Consider the following 22,032-nt stretch of genomic DNA (forward strand, 5'->3'; position numbering starts at 1 on the left):
GCGGACCCAAACCGCGCCGCTGACCGATCTCGCCTGTTAAAATTGCTCCCGGCTATCGCTTCTGGGATCATTATTCACCTGATGAGGCGCATATAGATCGCTGCGGGCTTTTCGCCGCCATGGTCGTGCGGGATTTTCACGATCGATAGCAATGTCTGCTATTGCGATAGCCGGTAAACCGTTCATCGGGCATTGCGCCACCCAACGGCCATCCGGTGCGGCGATTCCCGAGGGAGCAGCTGTACTCTGAGCCGCCAAGGTGGAATAGCTGGCCCAATAGGTGTTGCTCACCGCATGCCCCAATATTTCGGCTGCAAATGCCGGGGCATTGGACGGGCCATCACCTGCGGTGGAAAACAGCACGCAATCGACGTTCAGCTTCTCGTATTCCATGAATATTTCTGGGTAGTGCGCCTCCATGCCGAGCGCGCAACCAAAACGGAAGCCATCGATTTCAAACGTCACCGGTACAGTTCCCGGCGAGTACATGAACGAGATTTTGGTGTTCGACAGCAGGCGCTCATCGTAGCGAGTTATAAGCTTCCCGCGATCGGAGATGACGTACAGGCTGTTATACGGTCGATGTGGCGGAGTAAGCTGATGGACGGAACCGAGAATCGTCCAAAGCTTCAGCCTTCGCGCCAGTTTTCTGCTCGCTTCCAGTTCTCTGCGCAGGGTTTCCCATTCAAAGCGCGTCCAGTCGGAAGGCCCGATTTCTCTCGGCCCAGTTTCGGACATGATGCGTTTATTGGGCCAGCACGTTGCCCCTTCCGGGAAATGGATGAGACGGGCGCCGGCCTTATGGGCATCGCACATGAGGCGACGCATTTCTTGCCCGGCTGCTTTCAGTGCCGAAACCATACGAGGGTCGTCGACCAGCGACGTTTGCGCGACAGCCATTCGTAAAGAAGGGCTAACTGGCATGTCGGGAGTTCGGCGGATATGCTTGAGCGCCGCCGTATAGGACTCGCCGGTTTTCGCTGCACGAGCTCTTACGCGGCGTTTGAAATTATTATTTTGCGTCATGATCAGGCCTTTCACGTCCCGGACGCGATTCCCCAGCAACCCGCCCGAAACGATCGGACCAAGACAGTAGCCTGAGACAACGACAGTCCCTTTGCCTCCGTTCAAGACCATGCTGGGGAAGGTCTGGGAGGTTAGGCGCAGGCTTCGCCTTTTTGTCACTATCAGTGGGAAAACGTTGAGTCGTCAAGCTACCGCAATTTCGCGTTACATGAACCGGAGAATTCGACACTCCGACATCTTCACGTCTTTCTCGACTATTATCTTCAGAAGGCATGACAGGGCGTTGGGCAGTCGCGGCGATGGGCAGAAGAAATTATTTGATCGAGGGTGTCTCCGGGGCTGGTAAAACCTCGGTTGCAACGGAACTTCAGCAACGCGGCTTTCATGTGATTCACGGCGACCGTGAACTGGCTTACAAAGGCGACCCCGAAACGGGCGAAACCATGGATGTCGCGCTGTTTCAGGGCGGCGACACAAAAATCGCCTTCCGTCACCGACATCACATCTGGAATGTCGAAAAAGTTCGGCAGCTTGTGGCTGATCAAGAGCACGCCGTCACCTTCTTCTGTGGCGGATCGAGAAATTTTCGACGCTTTGTAGATCTGTTCGATGAGGTCTTCATTCTGGATGTCGATGCAGCGACCTTACAAAGACGGCTGGCTGCCAGGCCCGAGGATGAGTTCGGTGGCAATCTGGCCGAAAGACAATTTGTCCTGCAACTCCACGCAACGAAAGAAGACCTTCCAGTCGGTGCATCTGCCATTGATTCATCGAGGTCTTTGGGAGTGGTGGTGGATGATATTCTGGCTCGTTGCGTTGTTCCGAAGGCAGGAAATTAACACGCTACGCTTCCCGTCACCTTCGTTTCGATCACAATGCGGTGCAGCATGATTTTTTGCTGCATCTGCTCTTGTTCATCTCCCGTTCATCTGGCACCCTGCGCAGCATGATTTGTCTTGGCTGCCGGTGCAGCCGTCAAGGAAACATGGGCCGCCAACGCGCGGCTGTCATCGCTGCCAAAACCTTTGGCCTTAAGCTTTTACCGTGCCTGCCGGGTTCACCCGGTGCGCCCTTAATTTGCCAGGGGACAAGATATGTCACCACGAACAGGCTTTGGCCTTTTGCTCTCTTTGTTCACTGCTCTTGGGTCCTCCGCCCATGCCGATGAGGCTGGTTTGATCTGGAAGCCGGTCAAGAATTCCGATCGTTCCTATACGGCGCGTATCGGTGCGAAGCTGCCGGTCGAGACGCCGATCCGGGCGGGGCTGGAAATGGGCATGAATGCCTCCAGGACGGGGCAGGTGGTGGATACGCCAGTAAGGTTGTGGGGCAATGTCACGCTGCTGGCGGAACAGTTGCCCGGCGTGTCGCTTGCCCGTGATGTCGGTGTCCTCTTCAACGCGTTGACGGGGTCGAGCAGCGTTTCCATGACGTCGCGACAGAAACGCATCGTTACGCCGGAACTGGATATCGAGGCCAACCGAAATTTCACGGTGCGTTATGACGGCACGGCGCAGCAATGGAACGGCCTGGATGTATCGCAGTCGCTGCGCCTTTCCCGCTCGGAAACCGGCACGGCCTTCGTGCTGACGGGGGCAAGCCGCAACAGCTTCAACGAGTTCAGCAGCGGCGTGGCCGTGGAGCAGAAGATCGGCGATCACCTGACAGTGCGCGGAACGCTCGATCAGGGATATGCGGATCATTTTCGGCCGGGTGTGAGTGCGCGGTATAGTATTCGGTGGTGAGGGGCGTCACCGGTTATCGTATGGATGAGCAGAAGGTGATAGACGTTCTTGCGTCGCATTCGGCGTCATCCTTGGGCTAGTCCCATGGATCTAATCACGTCGCATAAAATCGTGACGTTGCAGATGCTCGGGACAGGCCCGAGCATGACGGAGGAGAGGTTTGCGCACATTGCAAACGATCTCCACCCGCAACAGCCAGCCTCAATCCTTCTTCAGCTCACCCATGCGGTTCCACGCATCGAGACCGGCAATCTTGTAGGCCTCGGCAAGCGTGGGATAGTTGAAGGTGTTCTCGACAAAATATTCCACCGTACCCTTCAGGTTCAGCACGGCCTGGCCGATATGCACCAGTTCGGTGGCACCTTCGCCGACGATGTGGACGCCGAGCAGACGGCGGGTTTTCAGCGAGAAGATCATCTTCAGCAACCCGCTGTCGAGACCCATGATATGGCCGCGTGAGGTTTCGCGGAAATGGGCGATGCCGCATTCATAGGGAATGTGGCGTTCGGTGACTTCTTCTTCCGTCAGGCCGCAGGTGGAGATTTCCGGAACGGCATAGATGCCGTAAGGGAAGAACTGCGGCGGTTCACCGGCCGGTGCACCGACCGCGTGGCGGGCGGCGATACGGCCCTGTTCCATCGAGGTGGAGGCGAGGCTCGGAAAACCGATGATATCGCCGGCGGCGTAAATGTTCGGCACTGTTGTCTGGAAGGTCTCGGGATTGACCTTCAGGCGGCCGCGGCTGTCGGCTTCCAGCCCACAGGCGGAAAGATTGAGCGTATCGGTTGCGCCGACGCGTCCGGCGGCGAACAACACCGTCTCGGCTTTAAGGACGCGGCCGTTGCTGAGCGAAACGAGGCACTTGCCGCTGTCGTCGCGCTCCACCTTTTCCGCTTTCTGGCCGAAGATCAGCTTCATGTTACGGTCGCGCAACTGATAGGTGAAGTCCTCGACGATTTCCTTGTCGATGAATTCCAGCATGGTTTCGCGCGGTTCAACCACTGTTACCTGCGTGTCGAGCGCACTGAAGATCGTGGCATATTCGATGCCGATGACGCCCGCGCCGACAACGACCATGGAGCGCGGCAGTTCCTTGATCTCGAGTATCTCGTCCGAATCGAGCACTGCCGCGCCGTCGAAGGGAATATGCGGTGGCCGGTAGGGCCGCGTGCCGATGGCGAGCAGAATGGAAGCGCCGGTGACGTTCATGACTTCACCGTCGTTCTTCACCACCTTCACCGTGTTGGCATCGACGAAGCTTGCCGTGCCGCGAATGTGCTGCACGCGGTTGCGGGCGAACTGGTGTTCCAGCACCTCGACCTCGTGGTCGAGCGTGATCAGCAGGCGGCGGCGCAGATCGTCCGCGTCGATCTCCTGCTTGACGCGGTAGGAGCGGCCATAAAAACCGCGTTCGCGCCAGCCGGTGAGATTGAGCGCGGTTTCGCGCAATGTCTTGGAAGGGATGGTGCCTGTGTGCACCGAAACGCCGCCGACGCGGCTGCCCTTCTCGATGACCAGAACCCTCTTTTCGAGCTTAGCGGCCTGGATGGCGGCGCGTCTTCCCGCCGGACCGCTGCCGATAACAATCAGATCGAACTGGTACATGAAAACCCCGGAACAGAATGTATTGCAATGACCGGATGTCGCATCCGGGATGGCGCTGCCGCGAAATGGTCGTGATGCCATTTTGACCAGGGGAAGTGATTCCCTTGTCAGCCTTGCACACGAGAGTGCAATGCAACAAACGCCTGCGTCAATCTGTAGCGCAATAATCTGACGGATTCGTAACCGTTTTGCCCGCTCGTCGTTTTGCGACGCAAAGATGCGCCTTTGCGCCCGGCACGGCCTTCGCCGTCGGGTTTTCGTAGTTTCAGACGGGTTGTGCCCGGTCACGCTCTGATTGGGGTTGGAGTGGACGGATGCTTGCGCGACCGGGCATTCCAGAAAGCCGTATTTCGCAAGAGGCAGTGCACGGCCTTTTGCGAAATGGTCCTGTCACCATGAACGTGCCACCGTTCCCACCACCAGGACCGTCCTTCGGTTTACGCCACGTCTGGCGTCTACCCGGCAGGACTGCATTCAAGATAACAGGGTAAGGCGGGGCGGGGAAAAGCGGGGATGGATTTTCGCGCGCCGGTTCTTTCTCGTCAGTCTTCTTTCCGGGTCACATGGCGGTGAAGGGCAGCGAGGTCCTGCCTGAGTGCTGCCAGTTCGGCCAGTACCTTCACGTCGATCTTTTCGTGCAGAGACAGCACCTCAAGCTCGGCTTTCAGGTTCACCTCATAATCCTTGGCGGCCTCGAAGCGGTCGCGGGCGGCCTGCCGGTTCTGCGACATCATGATGATCGGCGCCTGAATGGCCGCGAGCATGGAGAGCAGAAGATTGAGGAAGATGAAGGGGTAGGGGTCGAAGGCCCGCGTCGTCAGCACGATCGTGTTGATGATTGCCCAGAACACCAGGAAAAAGCAGAAGCTGAGGATAAATCCCCAGGAGCCGCCAACCCTTGCAATGCTGTCGGCCAGCCTGTCGCCCAGGTTTGCCCCGGCGGAAAATTCCGCATTGGTGTCGGTCGAGACCAGCTTTTTCTGGTGCGACAGTTCCAGAATACGACGCTCCACCTCGCCGATTTCCCGGGAGGAGCGCTTGAAGTGCGAAACGATATAGTCGGAGATGTCTGACACGGTGCTTCTCGTGGTGCTGATGGTTCGTTACGGCCCTGTCGAGATAAACCCGCATGGCAATGGAATTCAAACGATTTCCGCTGCCATGCCGTTTAGACATCCAGCCCCATCAGACGGAGGGTGTAGCGTCATTTACCCAGTTGAAGCCGGGGAAGAAGCGCTCTCGGCCATATTGCTCGCCGAACATCATGTCGAATTGCAGCAGGCGATAATTGCGCACCACGTCCGGAATGGAATTGGGTGAAATCGACCAGTCGGGCAGGGCCTTGCCATCCGTTGCCACCAGCATATGCCGGTCGACAACGGAAAACGCATCCTGCACTTCACCCAAAGTCCCCGTATAGAAGGGGTCTGAGAAACCGGCTGTTTTCAATACGTGATAGGGCAGCAGCGCCGGGCTGATGGTGCCGATATTCTTGCGCACGCCCGTCTTCGAGGACCAGACGACGAGCGGCGTCTCGTGTTCCTTTTTCATGATTTCCAGCGGCGCGCGGCGGCTGGCCACCATGCCCGGCATGTAGCCGCTTTCCACGAATGTCTGGCCAAGCGGCGGCAGGTGATCGCCGAAGAGCACGATGATGGTTTCGCGCTCGCGCTTTTTTGCCCAGCGCATCAGCTTCAGAAGGGCGTCGTCGGCCTCCGCCACGCCCTGCGCATAGGTACCAAGCGCCTGCGATGCGGAAGCGGAAAGATCGCCCTCTACGCCGATGGTGTCGCCGGCATAACGGCCCGCCTCGTAAGGTCCGTGTCCCTGCAGGGTGACGGCGAAGAGGAAGAGCGGGTTGCGCGCATCGTCCGCGGCCACCATGATCTGGTCCATCAGCGCGTCGTCGGAGGCGAAGTTGCCGCGCTTTTCCATGGGCGGCAATGTCTCTTCCGAGCGGAACTCCTCGAAGCCGAAATTCCTGTAGACTTCCTTGCGGTTCCAGAACCATTCCTGAAACGGATGCATGGCGATGGCCGAATATCCTTCGCCACGGAAGAAGCTGGCAAGCGAGGGCACCGGGCGGCGGATATATTGCTGATAAGGAATGCTGCCATAGGGCAGGAAGGCGTTGGAAAAGCCGGTCAGCGCCTCGAATTCCACATTCGCCGTCATGCCGCCGAATTCCGGCGAGAACACGTTGCCGGATTGCTTGGCGCGGATGTTGGGCATCGGATCGGCAGAGAGCTTCACGTTTTCAAGCCGTGTCGGATCCCACAGCGATTCGCTCATCAACATGATGACATCAGGGTAATCGCCCGTGTTGGCGGCAAAGGCGGCGGGTTCCGAGGTCAGGTCTGCGATGCTGTTTTCGCCGTAACCCTGCGGCGCCGAGACGTTGGCCATGGGAATATTGAAGGCAAAGGCCATCAGGAAACCGTTATGGCGGTAATTCTCCTGTTGATCCCACATCATGGGGATGATGTTGAGACGATCGCGCACCCACGAATAATGCGAATAGTCCATGAGCGAGGCGAGGCCGGCCAGAAGCGGCAGCGCCAGCACAAGACCTGCGGCGCGTTCGCGCCAGCTCAAGCCCGGCGAATAACGCCGCGCCAGCAGCCACAGGGTGGAAAGGGCCGCAACCGTGGCGCAAAGGCCAAGGCCGACCAGCACGGCCGTCACCGGCTGGGCTTTCAGCATGGTGGGCAGAAGCTCGAGGATCTGCCGGCCGAACAGCAGGTCGGAGGGATAAAGCGGATCGGAGAGATAGGTCTGTTTCTGCGCGGAAATAAGCCCTGTCAGCGCGCAAAGCGGCGCAACGGCGATGAGCGACAGGTAACGGCGGCCGAGGATGGAATCCAGCGCTACGAGCAGCAGCAGCACGGCGGCGATGGTGGTCATGCCGGGGCGGGCGGATGAGGTGAGGAAGGTGCCGACATCAACTAGCGAACCGCGGGCGATCCATTCCAGCGCGACGACAAGCACGACCGACGAAAATGTCAGATTGGCAAGCGTGTAGGCCTTACCCGAAAGCTTGGAAAGGCTCCGCGTCCATGCAGGCGAAAAGACAAAATCAGCCTTTTCGGAAGCCGTTGTTTTTGGCGCCGAATTTCTCAAACTCATACTCCGGTATTACGAGGCGACACCGCGCAATTCGGGGAGGTGAATCGGGGCGTCGCAAAACTGTCATGTAACTGTCACATAAGCGCGATGAACGCGACATGAACTTTGCGGAGTGTGGCCGGTGCGGTGATAACCTTAGCGTGAATGCCGGTTGCGGCTTCATCCTATCAAGGTGGTGCGGCATGCAATTGCCGCGTTGCGGAGCGGGCACGGGCGCGGTATTGAAAAGCCATGAGCGACAGACACGACATCAAAAACCATCTTCGAATTGCCGTCGGGCAGTTCAATCCGACTGTTGGCGACGTGGCGGGCAATCTCGCCATGGCGCGTGAAGCACGGGCCGATGCGGCGACGCAGGGTGCCGATCTCCTGCTTCTGACCGAGCTGTTCATATCCGGCTATCCGCCGGAAGACCTGGTATTGAAGCCGGCTTTTCTGAAAGCGTGCCTGAAGGCCGTGGAAGAACTGGCGGCGGAAACCGCCGATGGCGGGCCGGGCGTCGTCATCGGTTTTCCGCGTCAGGGTGAAACGGGCCGGCACAATTCGGTTGCGCTTCTGGATGGCGGCAGGATCATCGCGCTGCGTGACAAGATTGACCTGCCGAATTACGGCGAGTTCGATGAAAAACGTGTTTTCGCCGAAGGTTCGATCTCCGGTCCCTATAATTTCCGCGGTGTCAGGATCGGCATTCCGATCTGCGAGGAAATCTGGAACGATATGGGTGTGTGCGAAACGCTTGCCGAAAGCGGGGCGGAAATCCTGCTGGTGCCGAATGGTTCGCCCTATTATCGCGGCAAGCTGGATGTGCGCCATCAGGTGGCGCTGAAGCAGGTAATCGAAAGCGGCTTGCCGCTGGTCTTCGCCAATCAGCTTGGCGGGCAGGACGAGCTGGTTTTCGACGGCGCGAGCTTCGGTTTCAATGCCGACAAGACCCTTGCCTTCCAGATGAGCCAGTTCGAGGCGACCCTTGCCGTTACCGATTGGAAACGCACCGCAGAAGGCTGGCGCTGTGAGAGCGGTCCTTTCTCGAAAATCCCTGAAGGCGAGGAGGCGGATTACCGCGCCTGCATGCTGGGCTTTCGCGATTACGTCAACAAGAACGGCTTCAAGAGCGTGGTTCTCGGCCTTTCCGGCGGTATCGATTCGGCGATCTGCGCTGCGCTTGCTGTTGATGCGCTGGGCGAAGAGCGGGTGCGCTGCATCATGCTGCCCTATCGTTACACCTCCGAGGATTCGCTGAAGGACGCAGCCGATTGCGCCAGGGCGCTCGGCTGCCGTTACGATATCGTGCCCATTGCCGAACCGGTGGATGGGTTCCTTTCGGCGCTTTCGGAAATGTTCGAAGGCACGGAAGAAGGCATTACCGAAGAAAACCTGCAGAGCCGTACACGCGGCACCATTCTCATGGCCGTTTCCAACAAGTTCGGCTCGATGGTGGTGACAACAGGCAACAAGTCGGAAATGTCGGTGGGGTATGCGACGCTTTATGGCGACATGAATGGCGGTTTCAATCCCATCAAGGACCTCTACAAGATGCAGGTCTACGCCATCTCCAGCTGGCGCAATTCCCATGTGCCGCCGGGCGCGCTCGGGCCATCCGGCGAAGTGATCCCCGCCAATATCATCTCCAAGGCGCCATCCGCCGAATTGCGACCCAACCAGACAGACCAGGATTCGCTGCCGCCCTATCCGGTGCTGGACGATATTCTGGAGTGCCTGGTGGAAAAGGAAATGTCGGTCGAGGAAATCCTCGCGCGTGGCCATGATATCGCGACGGTGCACCGGATCGAGCATCTGCTCTATCTCGCCGAATACAAACGCCGCCAATCCGCGCCCGGGGTGAAGATCACCAAGAAGAACTTCGGCCGCGATCGCCGTTATCCGATTACCAACCGGTTTCGGGATCGGTAGACTGTGGAAATAGATGATCTGCCTTATGAGAAAATAAAATCTCTTCTCAAGGAGGATCACATTGAGATTTCACTCAATCTCCGCATTGGGGCGTTATTCTTAATAATCTATGAGAATTTGAAAGAGCTAATCACCGATAAAGTGAAGAGCTTTTTTACAAATGAATGGGAAATCGTTGATGGCGAATTGGTCGGGAAACCCGATTCTAAATTTGGCGAAATAGTAAGAGGAAAGAGTGTTTTCCGAGCTTGTCGAGATTTCCACCTCGAACTTGGAGCGATTACAATTGAAGATGATGAGTTAATCAGTCGATTTTCGAAATATCGAGGTGAGGTTGCTCACGAGCTTTATGCGTTTTTATTAGATGATAAGAAGACCGGTCTCGATATCGAGTTATTATTTGAGGCTAATCGTCTCGCAACCAAGATTGATCGCTGGTGGATTTTGGAGTTCGAAATGGCGATCGATTCTGAGTTCATCACCGAGAAAATCGATGAAGACCAAGTGATTTCTGGGAGACAACTTTTTATTAATCAGCTCATACGTGTAGCGCTAAAAGATGTTTTAGATTCTGCCGAAAAGGCGACAAATGAGACTTAGTAAGTGACGCGAGGAAAGCCCGCGCCACTCTTCACTCACCTTAAATAACCTGCCCCACATCGATGCGGTTACCATCCGGGTCTTCGAAAACGAAGGCCCGCAGGCCATAATCCTTGTCCTGCAGACTTTTGATGATGCGAAGCCCGTGGCTTTTGCAAAGCGCGTGCAGCGCGTCGGCGTCGCTGACCAGCATATGCGCCACATTGAAGGGGGCCGGTTTGTGCGTCGACTGCAATGTCAGGTGCAACTCGGCATTACCTTGTTTCAGGATCATGAAACCGACAGGGTTGCCGTTTTCGAAGGTCTTTTCGAAGCCCAGCACACGGACATAAAAGTCATGGGCCTTCTCGATATTCTTGACAGGAAGCATTGCGGCGATCCGACCGAAGCGGATGCCGTGATCGGCGATGTTGTTCATCGCGGAACCTCGGATCTGGGAGAAACGGGCAGGGGTGCGGGCGGTGCCGGAACGCTGCTGTTTTTTCCTATTTGAATTTGCAGGGCGGTGCCTGCGGCAATAGGATCATAATCACGGCGGTGGCGGATGCAAACGGAATGTTTGTGCCATTCAACGCTCCACGCCAGACGATCGACAGGCCCGGGAGGCAGCATGCGCAGTTCCATCGAAATCTTCAACATCCGCACTCGGCAGATGCGGGTGGTCTGGCAGACGCCGGAGCTGTTCGAGGCTCCGAACTGGTCGCCGGACGGGAAATACCTGCTTCTGAACTGCGATGGCCTGCTTTACCGCCTGTCACTTGCCGGCGACCCTTCGCCGGACAAGGTCGATACCGGCTTTGCGACAATCTGCAACAATGACCACGGCATTTCGCCTGACGGTTCGCTTTATGCCATTTCCGACAAGGTGGAGTTCGGCAAGAGTGCCATCTATCTGCTGCCTTCGACGGGCGGAACGCCGCGTCTGATGACTAGGAACCTTCCGTCCTACTGGCACGGCTGGTCACCGGACGGGAAAGGTTTCGCCTATTGCGGCATTCGCGATCAGGTTTTCGATATTTATTCCATGGACATAGACAGCGGCGTTGAGACACGCCTTACCCATGGTGAGGGCCGCAATGACGGGCCGGATTATTCGCCGGATGGAGAATGGATCTATTTCAACTCCAGCCGCACCGGCCAGATGCAGATCTGGCGCGTGCGGGTGGATGGCTCGGCCGTCGAGCGTATCACCGACAGCGTCTATGGCGACTGGTTCCCGCATCCGTCTCCCAGCGGTGACAAAGTCGTCTTCGTCTCCTACGACGCCGATGTCTTCGACCATCCGCGCGACCTCAACGTGCGCGTGCGGCTGATGGATATGGATGGCGGTAATGCCGAAACGCTGTTTGACCTTTTCGGCGGGCAGGGAACGATGAATTCGCCCAACTGGTCACCGGACGGGGATGAGTTCGCTTATGTGCGGTATTTTCCCGTTGGGTGATGCGGTAGGGAGTGCTTCAGCCGGCGCGCGTCTGCGAGGCGGCTGAAGGCCGCAATACGCAGGTGAGGTGGCCACGGTCACATTGCCGCATCGCTGCGCAAGATACTTGTATTTGCAATCTTTGTTGCTCATAAGCTTCTTCGTCAGGTGCCTGCCCTTTAGGGCGGGAGAATCGGGAATCCGGTGCAAGACCGGAACGTGCCCAGCGCTGTGAGGCGGATGCCCTTTTTCTTGATGCCACTGAATCCATTCGGGAAGGCGAAAGTGGGCGGATGAAGCCGAGTCAGAAGACCGGCCTGACAGGATAGACCAGACCGCGTGGACGGCGGCAGGTTGTTGCAGCAGCGCGTCGTGCAGGCGAAAACCGGAGCCGGTTTTCGTGGCGGCGCGCCAGCATTGTTGGGGATAGACGATGCCGACCGATCCACTCGCGACCAGTTCGCTCGACGCCGATGCATTCGATCACGCGCTTTCGCCCGCCTACCCGTTTTCCGAGGGAGAGCGAGAGGCGATCTACCGTGCCATCGAAACCCGCCGTGATGTGCGCGACCAGTTCCTTCCGGATCCATTGCCGGAAGATGTGGTCGAGCGCCTGCTGAAGGCGGCGCATTCCGCGCCCTCGGTCGGTTTCATGCAGCCGTGGAATTTCACGCTCGTCACTGACGGTGCGGTGAGGCAGGCAGCCTGGGTTGCCTTCAGCCGCGCCAATGGCGAGGCGGCGGCGATGTTCGAGGGGGAGCAGCAGGCGCTTTACCGCAGCCTCAAGCTTGAGGGCATCCGCAAGGCGCCGCTTAGCATCTGCGTCACCTGCGATCCGACGCGTGGCGGCAAGGTGGTGCTGGGCCGCACCCACAATCCGCGCACCGATGTCTATTCCACCGTCTGCGCCATCCAGAACCTCTGGCTTGCAGCGCGCGCCGAAGGCATCGGCGTCGGCTGGGTCAGCATTTTCCACGATAGCGACATTCGCACCATTCTGGAGATCCCCGACCACATCGAGATCGTCGCCTGGCTATGCCTCGGCCGCGTCGATAAACTTTACACCGAGCCGGAACTGGCGGTGAAGGGGTGGCGCCAGCGCGTGCCGCTGGAGGAGCTGGTGTTTCGCAATCGCTGGGGTGGACGGTAAAGAGAAGACGCGACCGCCTTGTGAGTGAGACAGAGCGTTGCCAACTCCATACCGTGTGCCTGATGGGAGCTATTGCTGCGGCTGAATGCCCTTCAGCGCCGGGTTCTTCAGGTCGATCCGGCCTGTCTGGTCGGGCAGGAATTTAGGGCCGATGACGCGGACCTTGCTGTTGTTCGGGTCATAGTCGCGTTCCGGAACCGGTTGTTCCGGCGGCTTTGCGGCCTGCTGCAGTTCGGTGGGTTTTTTGGGGGTGTCACCTTGCGGTGATGGAATGGTCGTGATGCTGGAATAGGGTTTCTCAGCTTCCGGCCGCGCAGCCTCCTGCTGCTTCATCTCCTCGTGATAGGCGGCCATGTTGCAGGCGCAGCCTGGGGCTTTCGTTGAGGCATTTCGATAGGCAAAGGCGGTCGGCAGGTCCTTGTAGGGCTTTCCTGTTTCAGCCGAGACCATGTCAGCCGTTTCCTGCTCCGTCATGGAGTGGAAATAGAGCTCCGTCTGCGTACCCGGGCACATTTTCTGGCATTGTTCGGCCTGCGCACGGAAATCGAGCGGCGAGGCATTGGAAGCGATCGGGAAAAACGAGCCGTCGCAGGTGCGCACGCACAGCGTCCTGAGCCCGCCTTCCGCAGCGGCATTGGGGTAGGGCGAAAGCCCTGCCTGTCCCGGCGGATTGCTCTGTTCGCCGAAGGCGTCGGGGTAACGTGTCACATCGGGTGCCGTCAGCTGGCGCGCTTCCGTTTCAGGAATGGCGCTGCAGCCATTGGCATCGAGTGCGGCGAGAATGCGCTGGCGTCTGATGTCGCCATCATCGCTGCCCTGGGCCGCCATGGCATAGTCGCGGTCACGAATGATGGCATCGCGTTCGCTCTGCGCATCCGCCATCGCGTCGCTGATCTCCGCGCAGAGTTCGGCATTCGGGCTGCCATAAACGGTGACGCTTGCGGATGAACAGCCGTAACGGCGCAGATCGTTCCTGATCCTGCGGATCTCGATGTTCTGGCGGGTGAGCGCATTGGCGTAACGCCGTACCTCGGCGGTGTTGCCGATGACACGCGGCGGTTCGCGCAGCTGCGCATAAAGCGTATCGCAGACCTGATCCGCGAAAGCAGCGGCCGGGGCGATGAAAACAAGGGGAAGCAGGAGGCCGATAATGCTGCGGCGCCGGGTCAATGGTGCGATCCGTTCGATGTCCCCGGCCGGTGGCGAGGGTGTTATGCTTCGGGAAATCCGTGTTTCAGGAAGATAACATAAGCTGTTGCCGCAATGCGGCAACAGCATGTTCAAAACTGCGTTAATGCGCCTTCATCAGACCGAAGGGTGCGATGCCTGCACGACGGCAAAGGCCGCCATGTTGACAACGCCGCGCGAGGTGACGCTGGGCGACAGGATATGGGCGGGAAGTGCCGTGCCAAGCAGGATGGGGCCGACATGCAGGCCCTCCGTCAGCGTGCGGGTGACGCCGAGCGTGATGTTTGCGGCATCGAGGTTCGGGAAGACCAGCAGGTTCGCTTCGCCGGTCAGCACGCTGTTGGGCATCGCGCGCTTGCGCAGCGCTTCCGAAAGTGCCGAGCCGCCCTGCATTTCGCCGTCCACTTCCAATTCGGGTGCCGCTGCCTGCACGATCTTCAGGGCGCGGCGCATCTTGCGGGCGCTTTCCGAATCGCGCGACCCGAAATTGGAGTGGCTGGCGAGCGCGATCTTCGGCGTGATGCCGAAGCGGCGGATTTCCTTTGCCGCGAGAATGGCCATTTCAGCCACTTCTTCGGAGGTCGGATCGTTGTTGACGAAGGTGTCGGTGAGGAACAGCGCGCCCTGCTGGGTGATGAGCAGGCTGAGGCCTGCGAAAGAGCGAACGCTTTCCTGCTTGCCGATGATCTGGTTCACGTCGCGCAGGTGCCGGTCGTAACGGCCTTCCAGACCGCAGATCAGCGCATCCGCCTCACCACGCTTCACCGACAGCGCGCCGATGACCGTGGAGTTGGTGCGCACGATGGTGCGGGCCGCCTCCGGGTTGATGCCAGCGCGGCCGACGAGGGCGAAATAATCATCGACGTAGTCGCGGTAACGCGGATCGTCTTCGGGATTGACCACCGCAAAATCGGTATTCGGGCGGATACGCAGGCCGAAGCGCTTCAGGCGCGTTTCGATGATCTGCGGGCGGCCGATGAGGATCGGGATGCCGGTCCCTTCTTCCAGAAGCACCTGGGCGGCGCGCAGCACGCGCTCGTCTTCGCCTTCAGCAAAGATGATGCGCTTCTTTTCGGCAACCTTGGCGGCGTTGAAGACCGGTTTCATGATGAAGCCGGAACGCCAGACGAAGCGGTTCAGCTGGTCGAGATAGGCTTCGAAATCGCTGATCGGCCGGGCGGCGACGCCGCTTGCGGCGGCAGCACGGGCAACGGCCGGCGCGATGCGCAGGATGAGACGCGGATCGAAAGGCGAGGGAATGAGGTAGTTCGGGCCGAAGATCGGCGTTTCGCCGCTATAGGCCTTGGCGGCGACTTCCGAGACCTCCTCGCGGGCAAGCTCGGCGATGGCCTGCACGGCGGCCATCTTCATTTCCTCGTTGATCGTGGTTGCGCCGCAATCCAGCGCGCCGCGGAAGATATAGGGGAAGCACAGCACGTTGTTGACCTGGTTCGGGAAATCCGAACGGCCGGTGCAGATCATCGCATCCGGGCGGGCAGCACGGGCCACTTCCGGCATGATTTCCGGATTGGGGTTGGCAAGCGCCAGGATCAGCGGGTTTTCCGCCATGCGCTCCAGAAGTTCCGGCTTCAGCACGCCTGCCGCCGAAAGACCGAGGAAGACATCGGCGCCGTCGATCGAGTCGGCCAGAACCCGCTTGTCGGTCTTCTGCGCGTAGACTTCCTTCCACTCGTCCATCAGCGAGTTGCGGCCGTCATAAACGAGGCCCTCGATATCGTGGACCCAGATGTTTTCTTTCTTTGCGCCCATGGCGACAAGCAGATTGAGGCAGGCAAGGGCTGCCGCACCGGCGCCTGAGGCAACGATCTTGACGCTCGAAAGCGATTTTCCGGCCAGTTCCAGCGCGTTGGTGACGGCGGCGGCGACGATGATCGCCGTGCCGTGCTGGTCGTCGTGGAAGACGGGGATGTTCATCTTCTCGCGCAGCTGGCGCTCCACCTCGAAACATTCGGGCGCCTTGATGTCTTCAAGGTTGATGCCGCCGAAGGTGGGTTCCAGCGCTGCGATGGTGGAGACCATGTCGTTGATGCCGGGCGCATCGATCTCGATATCGAAAACGTCGATGCCGGCGAATTTCTTGAAGAGGACGGCCTTGCCCTCCATAACAGGCTTGGACGCAAGCGGGCCGATATTTCCAAGGCCAAGCACTGCCGTACCGTTGGAAATCACTGCAACGAGATTGGCGCGGGCGGTATATTCCGCTGCCATTTCCGGATTTTCATGGATGGCGAGGCAGGGGGCGGCGACACCCGGCGAGTAGGCAAGCGCCAGATCGCGCTGGTTGCCAAGGGGCTTGGTGGCCTGGATTTCCAGCTTGCCGGGGCGCGGGTAGCGGTGGAAAAAGAGCGCCTGTTCCTCGATGTCGGCCTTTGCCGTGTTGGCGGGCGTGTTGTTCTTATCGTGAGAGGTCATGTCTTCCACCGTCATGTCTGGTTCAATTCCGGCCCTCTGAATACAACAAACTTTCCCGTGGTACAGCCGTTATTTGCCGCCCCCTTATGCAAATGCGGGAATGGCTTATTCGCGTTTTCGTGATGCCATCAGTCATATTCCATACAAAAACCGGCCATTGTCATGTTGCTGCAACACGAGTCTGGTTCTGAGAGGGAAGAAAGCCGCAGGGACGCAACCGAACAAGGGGATTAAATCCGTGGCCGGTCAAATTGAAACCAGACAGTTCAGAACGCTTTTCATTTCGGATGTCCATCTCGGTTCCAAGGCGGCCAAGACGGATTTTTTGCTCGACTTCCTGAAACATCACGAGGCCGATACGATCATCCTGGTCGGTGACATCATCGACGGCTGGCGCCTGCGCCGCAGCTGGTACTGGCCGCAGGGCTGCAACGACGTGGTGCAGAAGTTGTTGCGCAAGGCCCGCAAGGGAACGCGCATCGTTTACATTCCCGGCAACCACGATGAATTTCTGCGCGAGTTTCCGGGCATGCATTTCGGCGGTATCGAAGTGGCCGAGCGCATGATCCACGAGGCGGCAGACGGCAAGAAATACCTCATCATCCATGGCGACGAGTTCGATGTGGTGGTGCGCAATGCCCGCCTGCTCGCCTATCTCGGTGACTGGGCCTACGACGCGGCGATTGCGATCAACATCGTCCTTGCTGCGGTGCGCCGCCGCATCGGTCTGCCTTACTGGTCGTTCTCGGCCTGGGCGAAATTGCAGGTCAAACACGCCGTCAACTTCATCGGCGAGTTCCAGCGCGTAGTGGCCGACGAGGCGCGCCGCAACAATGTGGATGGTGTGATCTGTGGCCATATCCACCACGCCGTGATGGAAGACATGGACGGCATCCGCTACATCAACACCGGCGACTGGGTGGAAAGCTGCACAGCGATTGCCGAAAATGCCGATGGCACTTTCGAGCTGATCACCTGGATGCAGACGAGCGATGTCCCTTCGCAGACATCGGACGAGATGGAGCCGGTGGATATTCCAGGTCTGATTGGCAAGCACGCGGCCTGATTGGGGTTTGTTCAACAGGCAGGGCGATCCCTAAGCGCGGGATGGTTCAGCTCTCAGTCGTCATCCTTGGGCTTGTCCCAAGGATCTGCAACCGATTGATTTCGCGCGACGTGGATAGATCCTCGGGACAAGCCCGAGGATGACGCCGAGTGTGAGGCAAGGCTGGTCATACAGTTTACGTGATACTGCAAAGACTATTGCGATGTGCGGCGTAGTGCTTTCACACGAAACCCGAACGAGGGCTCTTATCCCCACAACTCCGGCTGCGGCGGATAAACCAGCGAACCCTCGTAAACGAGGCCCGGCTGCCGGTCCTGCCTGAGAATCAGCGGGCCGTCGAGATCGGAGAAGGCGGCTCCCTGAGCGGCCAGAACGGCGGGAGCCATGCCGAGCGAGGTGCCGAGCATGCAGCCGACCATGATGATGAAGCCTAGCCGCTCCGCCTCTGCCTTCATGACAAGTGCTTCCGTGAGACCGCCAGTCTTGTCCAGCTTGATGTTGATCGCATCGTAACGGTCGCGCAGGTCTGCGAGGTCCTTGGTGGAATGCACGCTTTCATCGGCGCAGATGGGGACCGGGTGGTCGATGCGGGCCAGGATGGCGTCCTTGCCGGCGGGAAGCGGCTGTTCGATGAGCGCGATGTTCAGTTCCGCTGCGAGTTTCAGATAATATTCGATATTATCGTCGTTCCAGCCCTCATTGGCGTCGATGATGATGCGCGCGTCAGGTGCTGCGGTGCGCACGGCCCGCAGGCGCGCCTCGTCATCCGCCGTTCCTGTCTTGATCTTCAGCAGCGGGCGGCCAGCGTTTTCCGCCGTTTTCGCCGCCATGGTCTCGGGATCGGCAAGCGAGATGGTATAGGCGGTAAGGAGCGGTTTTGCCGCGTGTCCGAGACTATGTTCGGCAGCACTTTTGCCACTCATCTTGGCTTCGAGGTCCCATAGTGCGCAATCCACTGCATTGCGGGCGGCGCCGGGTTTCATCACCTGCTGCAATTCATGCCGTGTCAGGCCGCCGGCAATCTGCTCAGCCATCGCTTCGATATCGGCGATAACGCCTTCGATGCTTTCACCATAACGCGGGTAGGGCACACATTCACCTCTGCCGGTAAAGGAACCATCGCGGATGGTGCACGTTACGACATCCGCATGTGTGCGAGTGCCGCGTGAAATAGTGAAGCTGCCAGCAACGGCGAAACGTTCTGTTGTGGCTTGAAGGTAACGGGGCATGTTTTTTCACTTCCTGACAGGCGTTAAAAGACACATGACGCCAAATTTATCGCGAATTGTCGGCTGTCACTGTGGCTTGCCGAAGGCCAAACCGTTATGAAACCTTTAAGAATCTCGTGACGGCTGCACTCGCTCGGAGCATTATGCAAGAACAGGATATACGGCAACAGGCGAACCCGGCCGCAATCACCGAAGACGACGCCGTCTCCGGCGGCGGCCAGCGGTATGCCTTGAGCGGTTCCTGGCGCAACAGCAATCTTTCCGGCATTTTTGCACGCCTCGAAAACATCGAGAAAAGCGGCCCTGCCGGTCCGGTGGAGATCGATCTTTCCTCGGTGGAGGCAATCGACACGACCGGCGCCTGGGTCATCCGGCGATTGCGCGAAGATATGGAAGCGAAGGGCGTTACCGTCACGCTTACCGGAAACGAGCGAATCGAGGATCTGATCGGCCAATTGCCGGATAAAGCGGCGATGGAGGGTGAGCCTGCCGCCAAGGTGGGACTTGCCGAACGCTTCTTCTCGCCGATAGGACAAGCTGTCGTCCAGAATGGTGCGGATTTCCTCGCGGGCATGTATATTCTGGGTTCTGCCGTGCGTGGCGCGCAGATGAAGCTCGGGCGCGGCCGTGGCGTCTCGCCGGCGGCCATCGTCAACCAGATCGACCATATGGGCGTGCGCGCCGTGCCGATCATCATGCTGATGTCGTTTTTGATCGGCGCCATCATCGCCCAGCAGGGCGCCTTCCAGCTGCGTTACTTCGGCGCGGAAGTGTTCGTCGTCGATCTCGTCGGCATCCTGCAATTGCGAGAAATCGGCGTGCTTCTGACCGCAATCATGATCGCCGGTCGCTCCGGCAGTGCGATCACGGCGGAAATCGGCTCGATGAAGATGCGCGAGGAAATCGACGCGCTGAAGGTGATCGGTCTCAACCCCGTTGGCGTGCTGGTGTTTCCGCGTCTCGTGGCGCTGACAATCGCACTGCCGCTTCTGACCATCCTTGCCAATTTCGCCGCACTTTTCGGCGCCGCCATCGTCACGCTTCTCTATTCCGGCATCACCTTCGAAGTGTTTCTGTCGCGTCTGCATGGCGCGGTCGAGGAATCGACCATCGCCGCCGGCATGATCAAGGCACCGTTCATGGCGCTGATCATCGGCATCGTTGCGGCGGTTGAGGGTATGAAGGTCGGCGGTTCGGCGGAATCGCTCGGCAAACACGTCACGTCGTCGGTGGTCAAATCGATCTTCGTCGTCATTCTGGTGGATGGCCTTTTTGCCATCTTCTACGCAGCCATCGATTTTTAAGGAGGGCGCGTTGGAAACTTTGGACCAGAAGCCGCAAGAGACAAAAACTGCAAAGGACGGCCGTGAGACGGTTCTTTCCGTCGAGGGTGTGACTGTCGGTTTCAACGGCAGGAACGTGCTCGAGAATCTCGATCTGGATGTCTATCGCGGTGAAATCCTTGGCTTCATCGGCCCATCCGGCGCGGGTAAATCCGTACTGATGCGTGCGATCTTGAGGCTTCTGCCACGCCAGGCGGGTGCAATCCGCATTCTCGGCACCGATTACGACAAGGCCAGCGAAGACGACCGCATGATGCTCGACCAGCGGCTCGGCGTGCTGTTCCAGCAGGGGGCGCTGTTTTCCGGCCTGACGGTGAAGGAAAACATCCAGCTGCCGATGCGGGAATATCTGGACCTGCCGAAAAAGCTGATGGACGAGCTTGCCTATCTCAAGATCGAGATGGTGGGCCTGAAGCCCGATGCGGGCGACAAATACCCGTCGGAGCTTTCCGGCGGCATGATCAAGCGTGCGGCGCTTGCGCGCGCGCTGTCGCTCGATCCCGACCTTGTCTTCCTCGATGAGCCGACATCCGGCCTCGATCCCATCGGGGCGGCGGAATTTGATATGCTGATCGCGCGCTTGCGCGATTCGCTCGGTTTGACCGTGTATATGGTGACGCACGACCTCGACAGCCTGTTCTCCGTCTGCGACCGCATTGCGGTGCTAGGGCAGAAGAAGGTGCTGGTGGAAGGGACCTTGCAGGACATGTTTGCCTGTGACGACCCCTGGGTGCAGTCCTATTTCCGTGGCAAACGGGCGCGCTCTGTCGTTCTTCCGGACGACAGACACGAAAATCCGGTGGAGTAACAAGAAGCATGGAAACCAAGGCGAACTACACCATAGTCGGAATTTTCACGCTGATCGTGATCGCCGCCGCATTCGGCTTCGTTTACTGGATGGCAGAATTCGGCCGGGGTGGACCGACGGCGCAGCTCGTGGTGCGTATTCCCGGCTCGGCAAACGGCCTTTCCGTCGGCTCTCCGGTACGCTTCAACGGCATTCCTGTCGGCACGGTGCGCGGTCTTGCGATCGACCGTGACGATCCGGCCTATTCCATCGCCTTTACCGAAGTGCAGGCGGACGCGCCGGTTTTCCCGTCCACCCGCGCCGTGCTTGAAATTCAGGGCCTGACGGGCGCTGCCTATATCGAGCTATCCGGCGGCAACAAGGATGGTGAGCGCATTCTGCAGAAATCCGTCGAAAGCGGCGTTCCCGCCGAGCTGACGGCCGATCTTTCCAGCGTCACCAACCTTCTTGCCACCGCCGACAAGATCCTGAAACGCGCCGATGGCGCCATCGGCGAATTGCAGGGTTTCGTGCAGGATGCCCGCGGGCCGCTGACGCAGACGGTGCGTAACGCCGAGAAATTCTCCGATGCGCTGGCCGCAAATTCCGATGGTATCAAGAGTTTCATCGCCAGCCTCAGTTCGCTTTCCACCACCGTTCAATCGGTCTCGGTACGCCTGGACGGCACGCTGACTGCTGTCGAAGATCTGGTGAAGGCGGTGGATGCCGGCAAGATCGATTCTATCCTGTCTAATGTCGACAAGGTGACGAAGGACGTCGCTTCCGCTTCGAGCGATATTCAGGGTATCATGGAAACGGTGCAGAGCACGGCGCGCAACTTCGAGGCGGCGAGCACGGAAGTGCAGACGGTGGTGAAGCGCGCGGATGAGCTTTTGGCGTCGGTCGATCCCGCAAAGGTCAGCACCGTGGTGGGTGATGTTTCCGCAGCGACTGCCGATGCGCGTGATGCCGTGGCGAACTTCAAGCGAATTGCCGACGATGTCGGCGCACGCCGGGCCGATATCGACCAGGCGGTCTCCGATTTCACCGACATGGGCCGCAAGCTGAACCTTGCCTCAAGCCGTGTCGATGGCATTCTTGCCAAGGTGGACGGGATGCTTGGAACCGACGATGCCAATTCGCTGTTTGCAAAGGCGCGCGAGACTTTGACCTCGTTCAAGGCCGTGGCCGACAATCTCAATGCCCGAATCGGGCCGATTGCAGACAATCTCACGCGCTTCTCCAGTTCGGGCCTGAAGGATTTCCAGGCGCTTATCGGCAGCACGCGGCAGACGGTCGACAATCTCAACAATGCGATCACCAATATCGACCGCGATCCGCAGCGGTTGATTTTCGGCGGCGAAACCGTGAAACAATATGACGGCAGAACAAGGCGCTAAAAG

General features: G+C 58.8%; 18 protein-coding genes and 1 riboswitch. Of the genes, 10 read left to right on the forward strand and 8 right to left on the reverse strand.

Annotated features, from left to right (window positions below; translation table 11 throughout):
- Nucleotides 1-36: 36 nt before the first annotated feature.
- The gene (locus tag ACQZ45_RS00970) at nt 37-1,026 is read right to left on the reverse strand and encodes a carbon-nitrogen hydrolase family protein (protein WP_025593588.1); all 990 of its coding nucleotides are present in this window, start codon (nt 1,024-1,026) and stop codon (nt 37-39) included.
- 299 nt (nt 1,027-1,325) lie between these two features.
- On the opposite strand from ACQZ45_RS00970, the gene ACQZ45_RS00975 reads away from it, so the two are divergent.
- The gene (locus tag ACQZ45_RS00975) at nt 1,326-1,865 is read left to right on the forward strand and encodes an AAA family ATPase (RefSeq protein WP_112674304.1); all 540 of its coding nucleotides are present in this window, start codon (nt 1,326-1,328) and stop codon (nt 1,863-1,865) included.
- A gap of 255 nt (nt 1,866-2,120) precedes the next feature.
- A complete protein-coding gene (locus tag ACQZ45_RS00980; RefSeq protein WP_065660894.1) occupies nt 2,121-2,771 on the forward strand; it encodes a hypothetical protein in 651 nt (216 codons plus the stop codon).
- A gap of 201 nt (nt 2,772-2,972) precedes the next feature.
- On the opposite strand, the gene sthA is transcribed toward ACQZ45_RS00980, so the two are convergent.
- The 3 genes from sthA to ACQZ45_RS00995 form a co-directional block, all read right to left on the reverse strand.
- Nucleotides 2,973-4,376, reverse strand: coding sequence for a Si-specific NAD(P)(+) transhydrogenase (sthA, locus tag ACQZ45_RS00985; RefSeq protein ID WP_003515506.1), 1,404 nt, complete (start codon nt 4,374-4,376; stop codon nt 2,973-2,975).
- A gap of 542 nt (nt 4,377-4,918) precedes the next feature.
- On the reverse strand, nt 4,919-5,452 hold the full coding sequence (locus tag ACQZ45_RS00990; protein WP_003515504.1) for a DUF1003 domain-containing protein: 534 nt from the start codon (nt 5,450-5,452) through the stop codon (nt 4,919-4,921).
- A 109-nt stretch (nt 5,453-5,561) separates the two neighbouring features.
- The gene (locus tag ACQZ45_RS00995; RefSeq protein WP_162736193.1) at nt 5,562-7,502 is read right to left on the reverse strand and encodes an LTA synthase family protein; all 1,941 of its coding nucleotides are present in this window, start codon (nt 7,500-7,502) and stop codon (nt 5,562-5,564) included.
- A 231-nt stretch (nt 7,503-7,733) separates the two neighbouring features.
- On the opposite strand from ACQZ45_RS00995, the gene ACQZ45_RS01000 reads away from it, so the two are divergent.
- Nucleotides 7,734-9,413, forward strand: coding sequence for an NAD+ synthase (locus ACQZ45_RS01000; protein ID WP_003515500.1), 1,680 nt, complete (start codon nt 7,734-7,736; stop codon nt 9,411-9,413).
- A 3-nt stretch (nt 9,414-9,416) separates the two neighbouring features.
- A complete protein-coding gene (locus tag ACQZ45_RS01005; protein WP_113291763.1) occupies nt 9,417-10,013 on the forward strand; it encodes a hypothetical protein in 597 nt (198 codons plus the stop codon).
- Between the two features lie 40 nt (nt 10,014-10,053).
- Here ACQZ45_RS01005 and ACQZ45_RS01010 read toward each other — a convergent pair whose 3' ends face one another.
- Entirely contained in the window at nt 10,054-10,431 is a 378-nt protein-coding gene (locus ACQZ45_RS01010) for a VOC family protein (protein WP_113291762.1), read from the reverse strand.
- 192 nt (nt 10,432-10,623) lie between these two features.
- On the opposite strand from ACQZ45_RS01010, the gene ACQZ45_RS01015 reads away from it, so the two are divergent.
- Nucleotides 10,624-11,454 (forward strand): TolB family protein, encoded by an 831-nt coding sequence (locus tag ACQZ45_RS01015; RefSeq protein ID WP_113291761.1) that lies wholly within the window; start codon nt 10,624-10,626, stop codon nt 11,452-11,454.
- Between the two features lie 128 nt (nt 11,455-11,582).
- A riboswitch (cobalamin riboswitch) is annotated at nt 11,583-11,768 on the forward strand.
- A 98-nt stretch (nt 11,769-11,866) separates the two neighbouring features.
- Complete coding sequence (gene bluB, locus ACQZ45_RS01020) at nt 11,867-12,583, forward strand: 5,6-dimethylbenzimidazole synthase (protein ID WP_113291760.1); 717 nt, start codon at nt 11,867-11,869, stop codon at nt 12,581-12,583.
- 69 nt (nt 12,584-12,652) lie between these two features.
- On the opposite strand, the gene ACQZ45_RS01025 is transcribed toward bluB, so the two are convergent.
- Both ACQZ45_RS01025 and ACQZ45_RS01030 read right to left on the reverse strand, forming a co-directional pair.
- Nucleotides 12,653-13,753, reverse strand: coding sequence for a DUF2865 domain-containing protein (locus ACQZ45_RS01025; RefSeq protein WP_162736192.1), 1,101 nt, complete (start codon nt 13,751-13,753; stop codon nt 12,653-12,655).
- 135 nt (nt 13,754-13,888) lie between these two features.
- Nucleotides 13,889-16,204 carry an NADP-dependent malic enzyme gene (locus ACQZ45_RS01030; protein ID WP_003515491.1) on the reverse strand — a complete coding sequence of 772 codons (2,316 nt, stop codon included), beginning with the start codon at nt 16,202-16,204 and terminating at the stop codon, nt 13,889-13,891.
- A gap of 229 nt (nt 16,205-16,433) precedes the next feature.
- Here ACQZ45_RS01030 and ACQZ45_RS01035 point away from each other — a divergent pair, with 229 nt between their 5' ends.
- Nucleotides 16,434-17,270, forward strand: a complete 837-nt coding sequence (locus tag ACQZ45_RS01035) for a UDP-2,3-diacylglucosamine diphosphatase (protein ID WP_025593573.1) — start codon at nt 16,434-16,436, stop codon at nt 17,268-17,270.
- 245 nt (nt 17,271-17,515) lie between these two features.
- Here the strand turns inward: ACQZ45_RS01035 and dgcA are convergent, their stop codons facing one another.
- Entirely contained in the window at nt 17,516-18,499 is a 984-nt protein-coding gene (dgcA, locus tag ACQZ45_RS01040; protein ID WP_113291759.1) for an N-acetyl-D-Glu racemase DgcA, read from the reverse strand.
- A 143-nt stretch (nt 18,500-18,642) separates the two neighbouring features.
- Here dgcA and ACQZ45_RS01045 point away from each other — a divergent pair, with 143 nt between their 5' ends.
- From ACQZ45_RS01045 to ACQZ45_RS01055, 3 genes are read left to right on the forward strand one after another with little or no spacing between them, the layout of a single operon-like run.
- Nucleotides 18,643-19,803: an ABC transporter permease gene (locus ACQZ45_RS01045; protein ID WP_003515483.1), complete on the forward strand. Its 1,161-nt coding sequence runs from the start codon at nt 18,643-18,645 to the stop codon at nt 19,801-19,803.
- Between the two features lie 10 nt (nt 19,804-19,813).
- Nucleotides 19,814-20,650, forward strand: coding sequence for an ABC transporter ATP-binding protein (locus ACQZ45_RS01050; RefSeq protein ID WP_003515481.1), 837 nt, complete (start codon nt 19,814-19,816; stop codon nt 20,648-20,650).
- 8 nt (nt 20,651-20,658) lie between these two features.
- Entirely contained in the window at nt 20,659-22,029 is a 1,371-nt protein-coding gene (locus tag ACQZ45_RS01055) for an MCE family protein (RefSeq protein WP_003515479.1), read from the forward strand.
- Nucleotides 22,030-22,032 lie beyond the last annotated feature (3 nt).

It is taken from the genome of Agrobacterium sp. 16-2014-1-2a (assembly GCF_053522705.1).

What these genes read in the sequence shown, in the direction of transcription:
- ACQZ45_RS00970 (WP_025593588.1), bottom strand. Translation starts at nt 1,026, where the DNA reads ATGACGCAAAATAATAATTTCAAACGCCGCGTAAGAGCTCGTGCAGCG.
- ACQZ45_RS00975 (WP_112674304.1), top strand. Translation starts at nt 1,326, where the DNA reads ATGGGCAGAAGAAATTATTTGATCGAGGGTGTCTCCGGGGCTGGTAAA.
- ACQZ45_RS00980 (WP_065660894.1), top strand. Translation starts at nt 2,121, where the DNA reads ATGTCACCACGAACAGGCTTTGGCCTTTTGCTCTCTTTGTTCACTGCT.
- sthA (WP_003515506.1), bottom strand. Translation starts at nt 4,376, where the DNA reads ATGTACCAGTTCGATCTGATTGTTATCGGCAGCGGTCCGGCGGGAAGA.
- ACQZ45_RS00995 (WP_162736193.1), bottom strand. Translation starts at nt 7,502, where the DNA reads ATGAGTTTGAGAAATTCGGCGCCAAAAACAACGGCTTCCGAAAAGGCT.
- ACQZ45_RS01000 (WP_003515500.1), top strand. Translation starts at nt 7,734, where the DNA reads ATGAGCGACAGACACGACATCAAAAACCATCTTCGAATTGCCGTCGGG.
- ACQZ45_RS01010 (WP_113291762.1), bottom strand. Translation starts at nt 10,431, where the DNA reads ATGAACAACATCGCCGATCACGGCATCCGCTTCGGTCGGATCGCCGCA.
- ACQZ45_RS01015 (WP_113291761.1), top strand. Translation starts at nt 10,624, where the DNA reads ATGCGCAGTTCCATCGAAATCTTCAACATCCGCACTCGGCAGATGCGG.
- bluB (WP_113291760.1), top strand. Translation starts at nt 11,867, where the DNA reads ATGCCGACCGATCCACTCGCGACCAGTTCGCTCGACGCCGATGCATTC.
- ACQZ45_RS01030 (WP_003515491.1), bottom strand. Translation starts at nt 16,204, where the DNA reads ATGACCTCTCACGATAAGAACAACACGCCCGCCAACACGGCAAAGGCC.
- dgcA (WP_113291759.1), bottom strand. Translation starts at nt 18,499, where the DNA reads ATGCCCCGTTACCTTCAAGCCACAACAGAACGTTTCGCCGTTGCTGGC.
- ACQZ45_RS01045 (WP_003515483.1), top strand. Translation starts at nt 18,643, where the DNA reads ATGCAAGAACAGGATATACGGCAACAGGCGAACCCGGCCGCAATCACC.
- ACQZ45_RS01055 (WP_003515479.1), top strand. Translation starts at nt 20,659, where the DNA reads ATGGAAACCAAGGCGAACTACACCATAGTCGGAATTTTCACGCTGATC.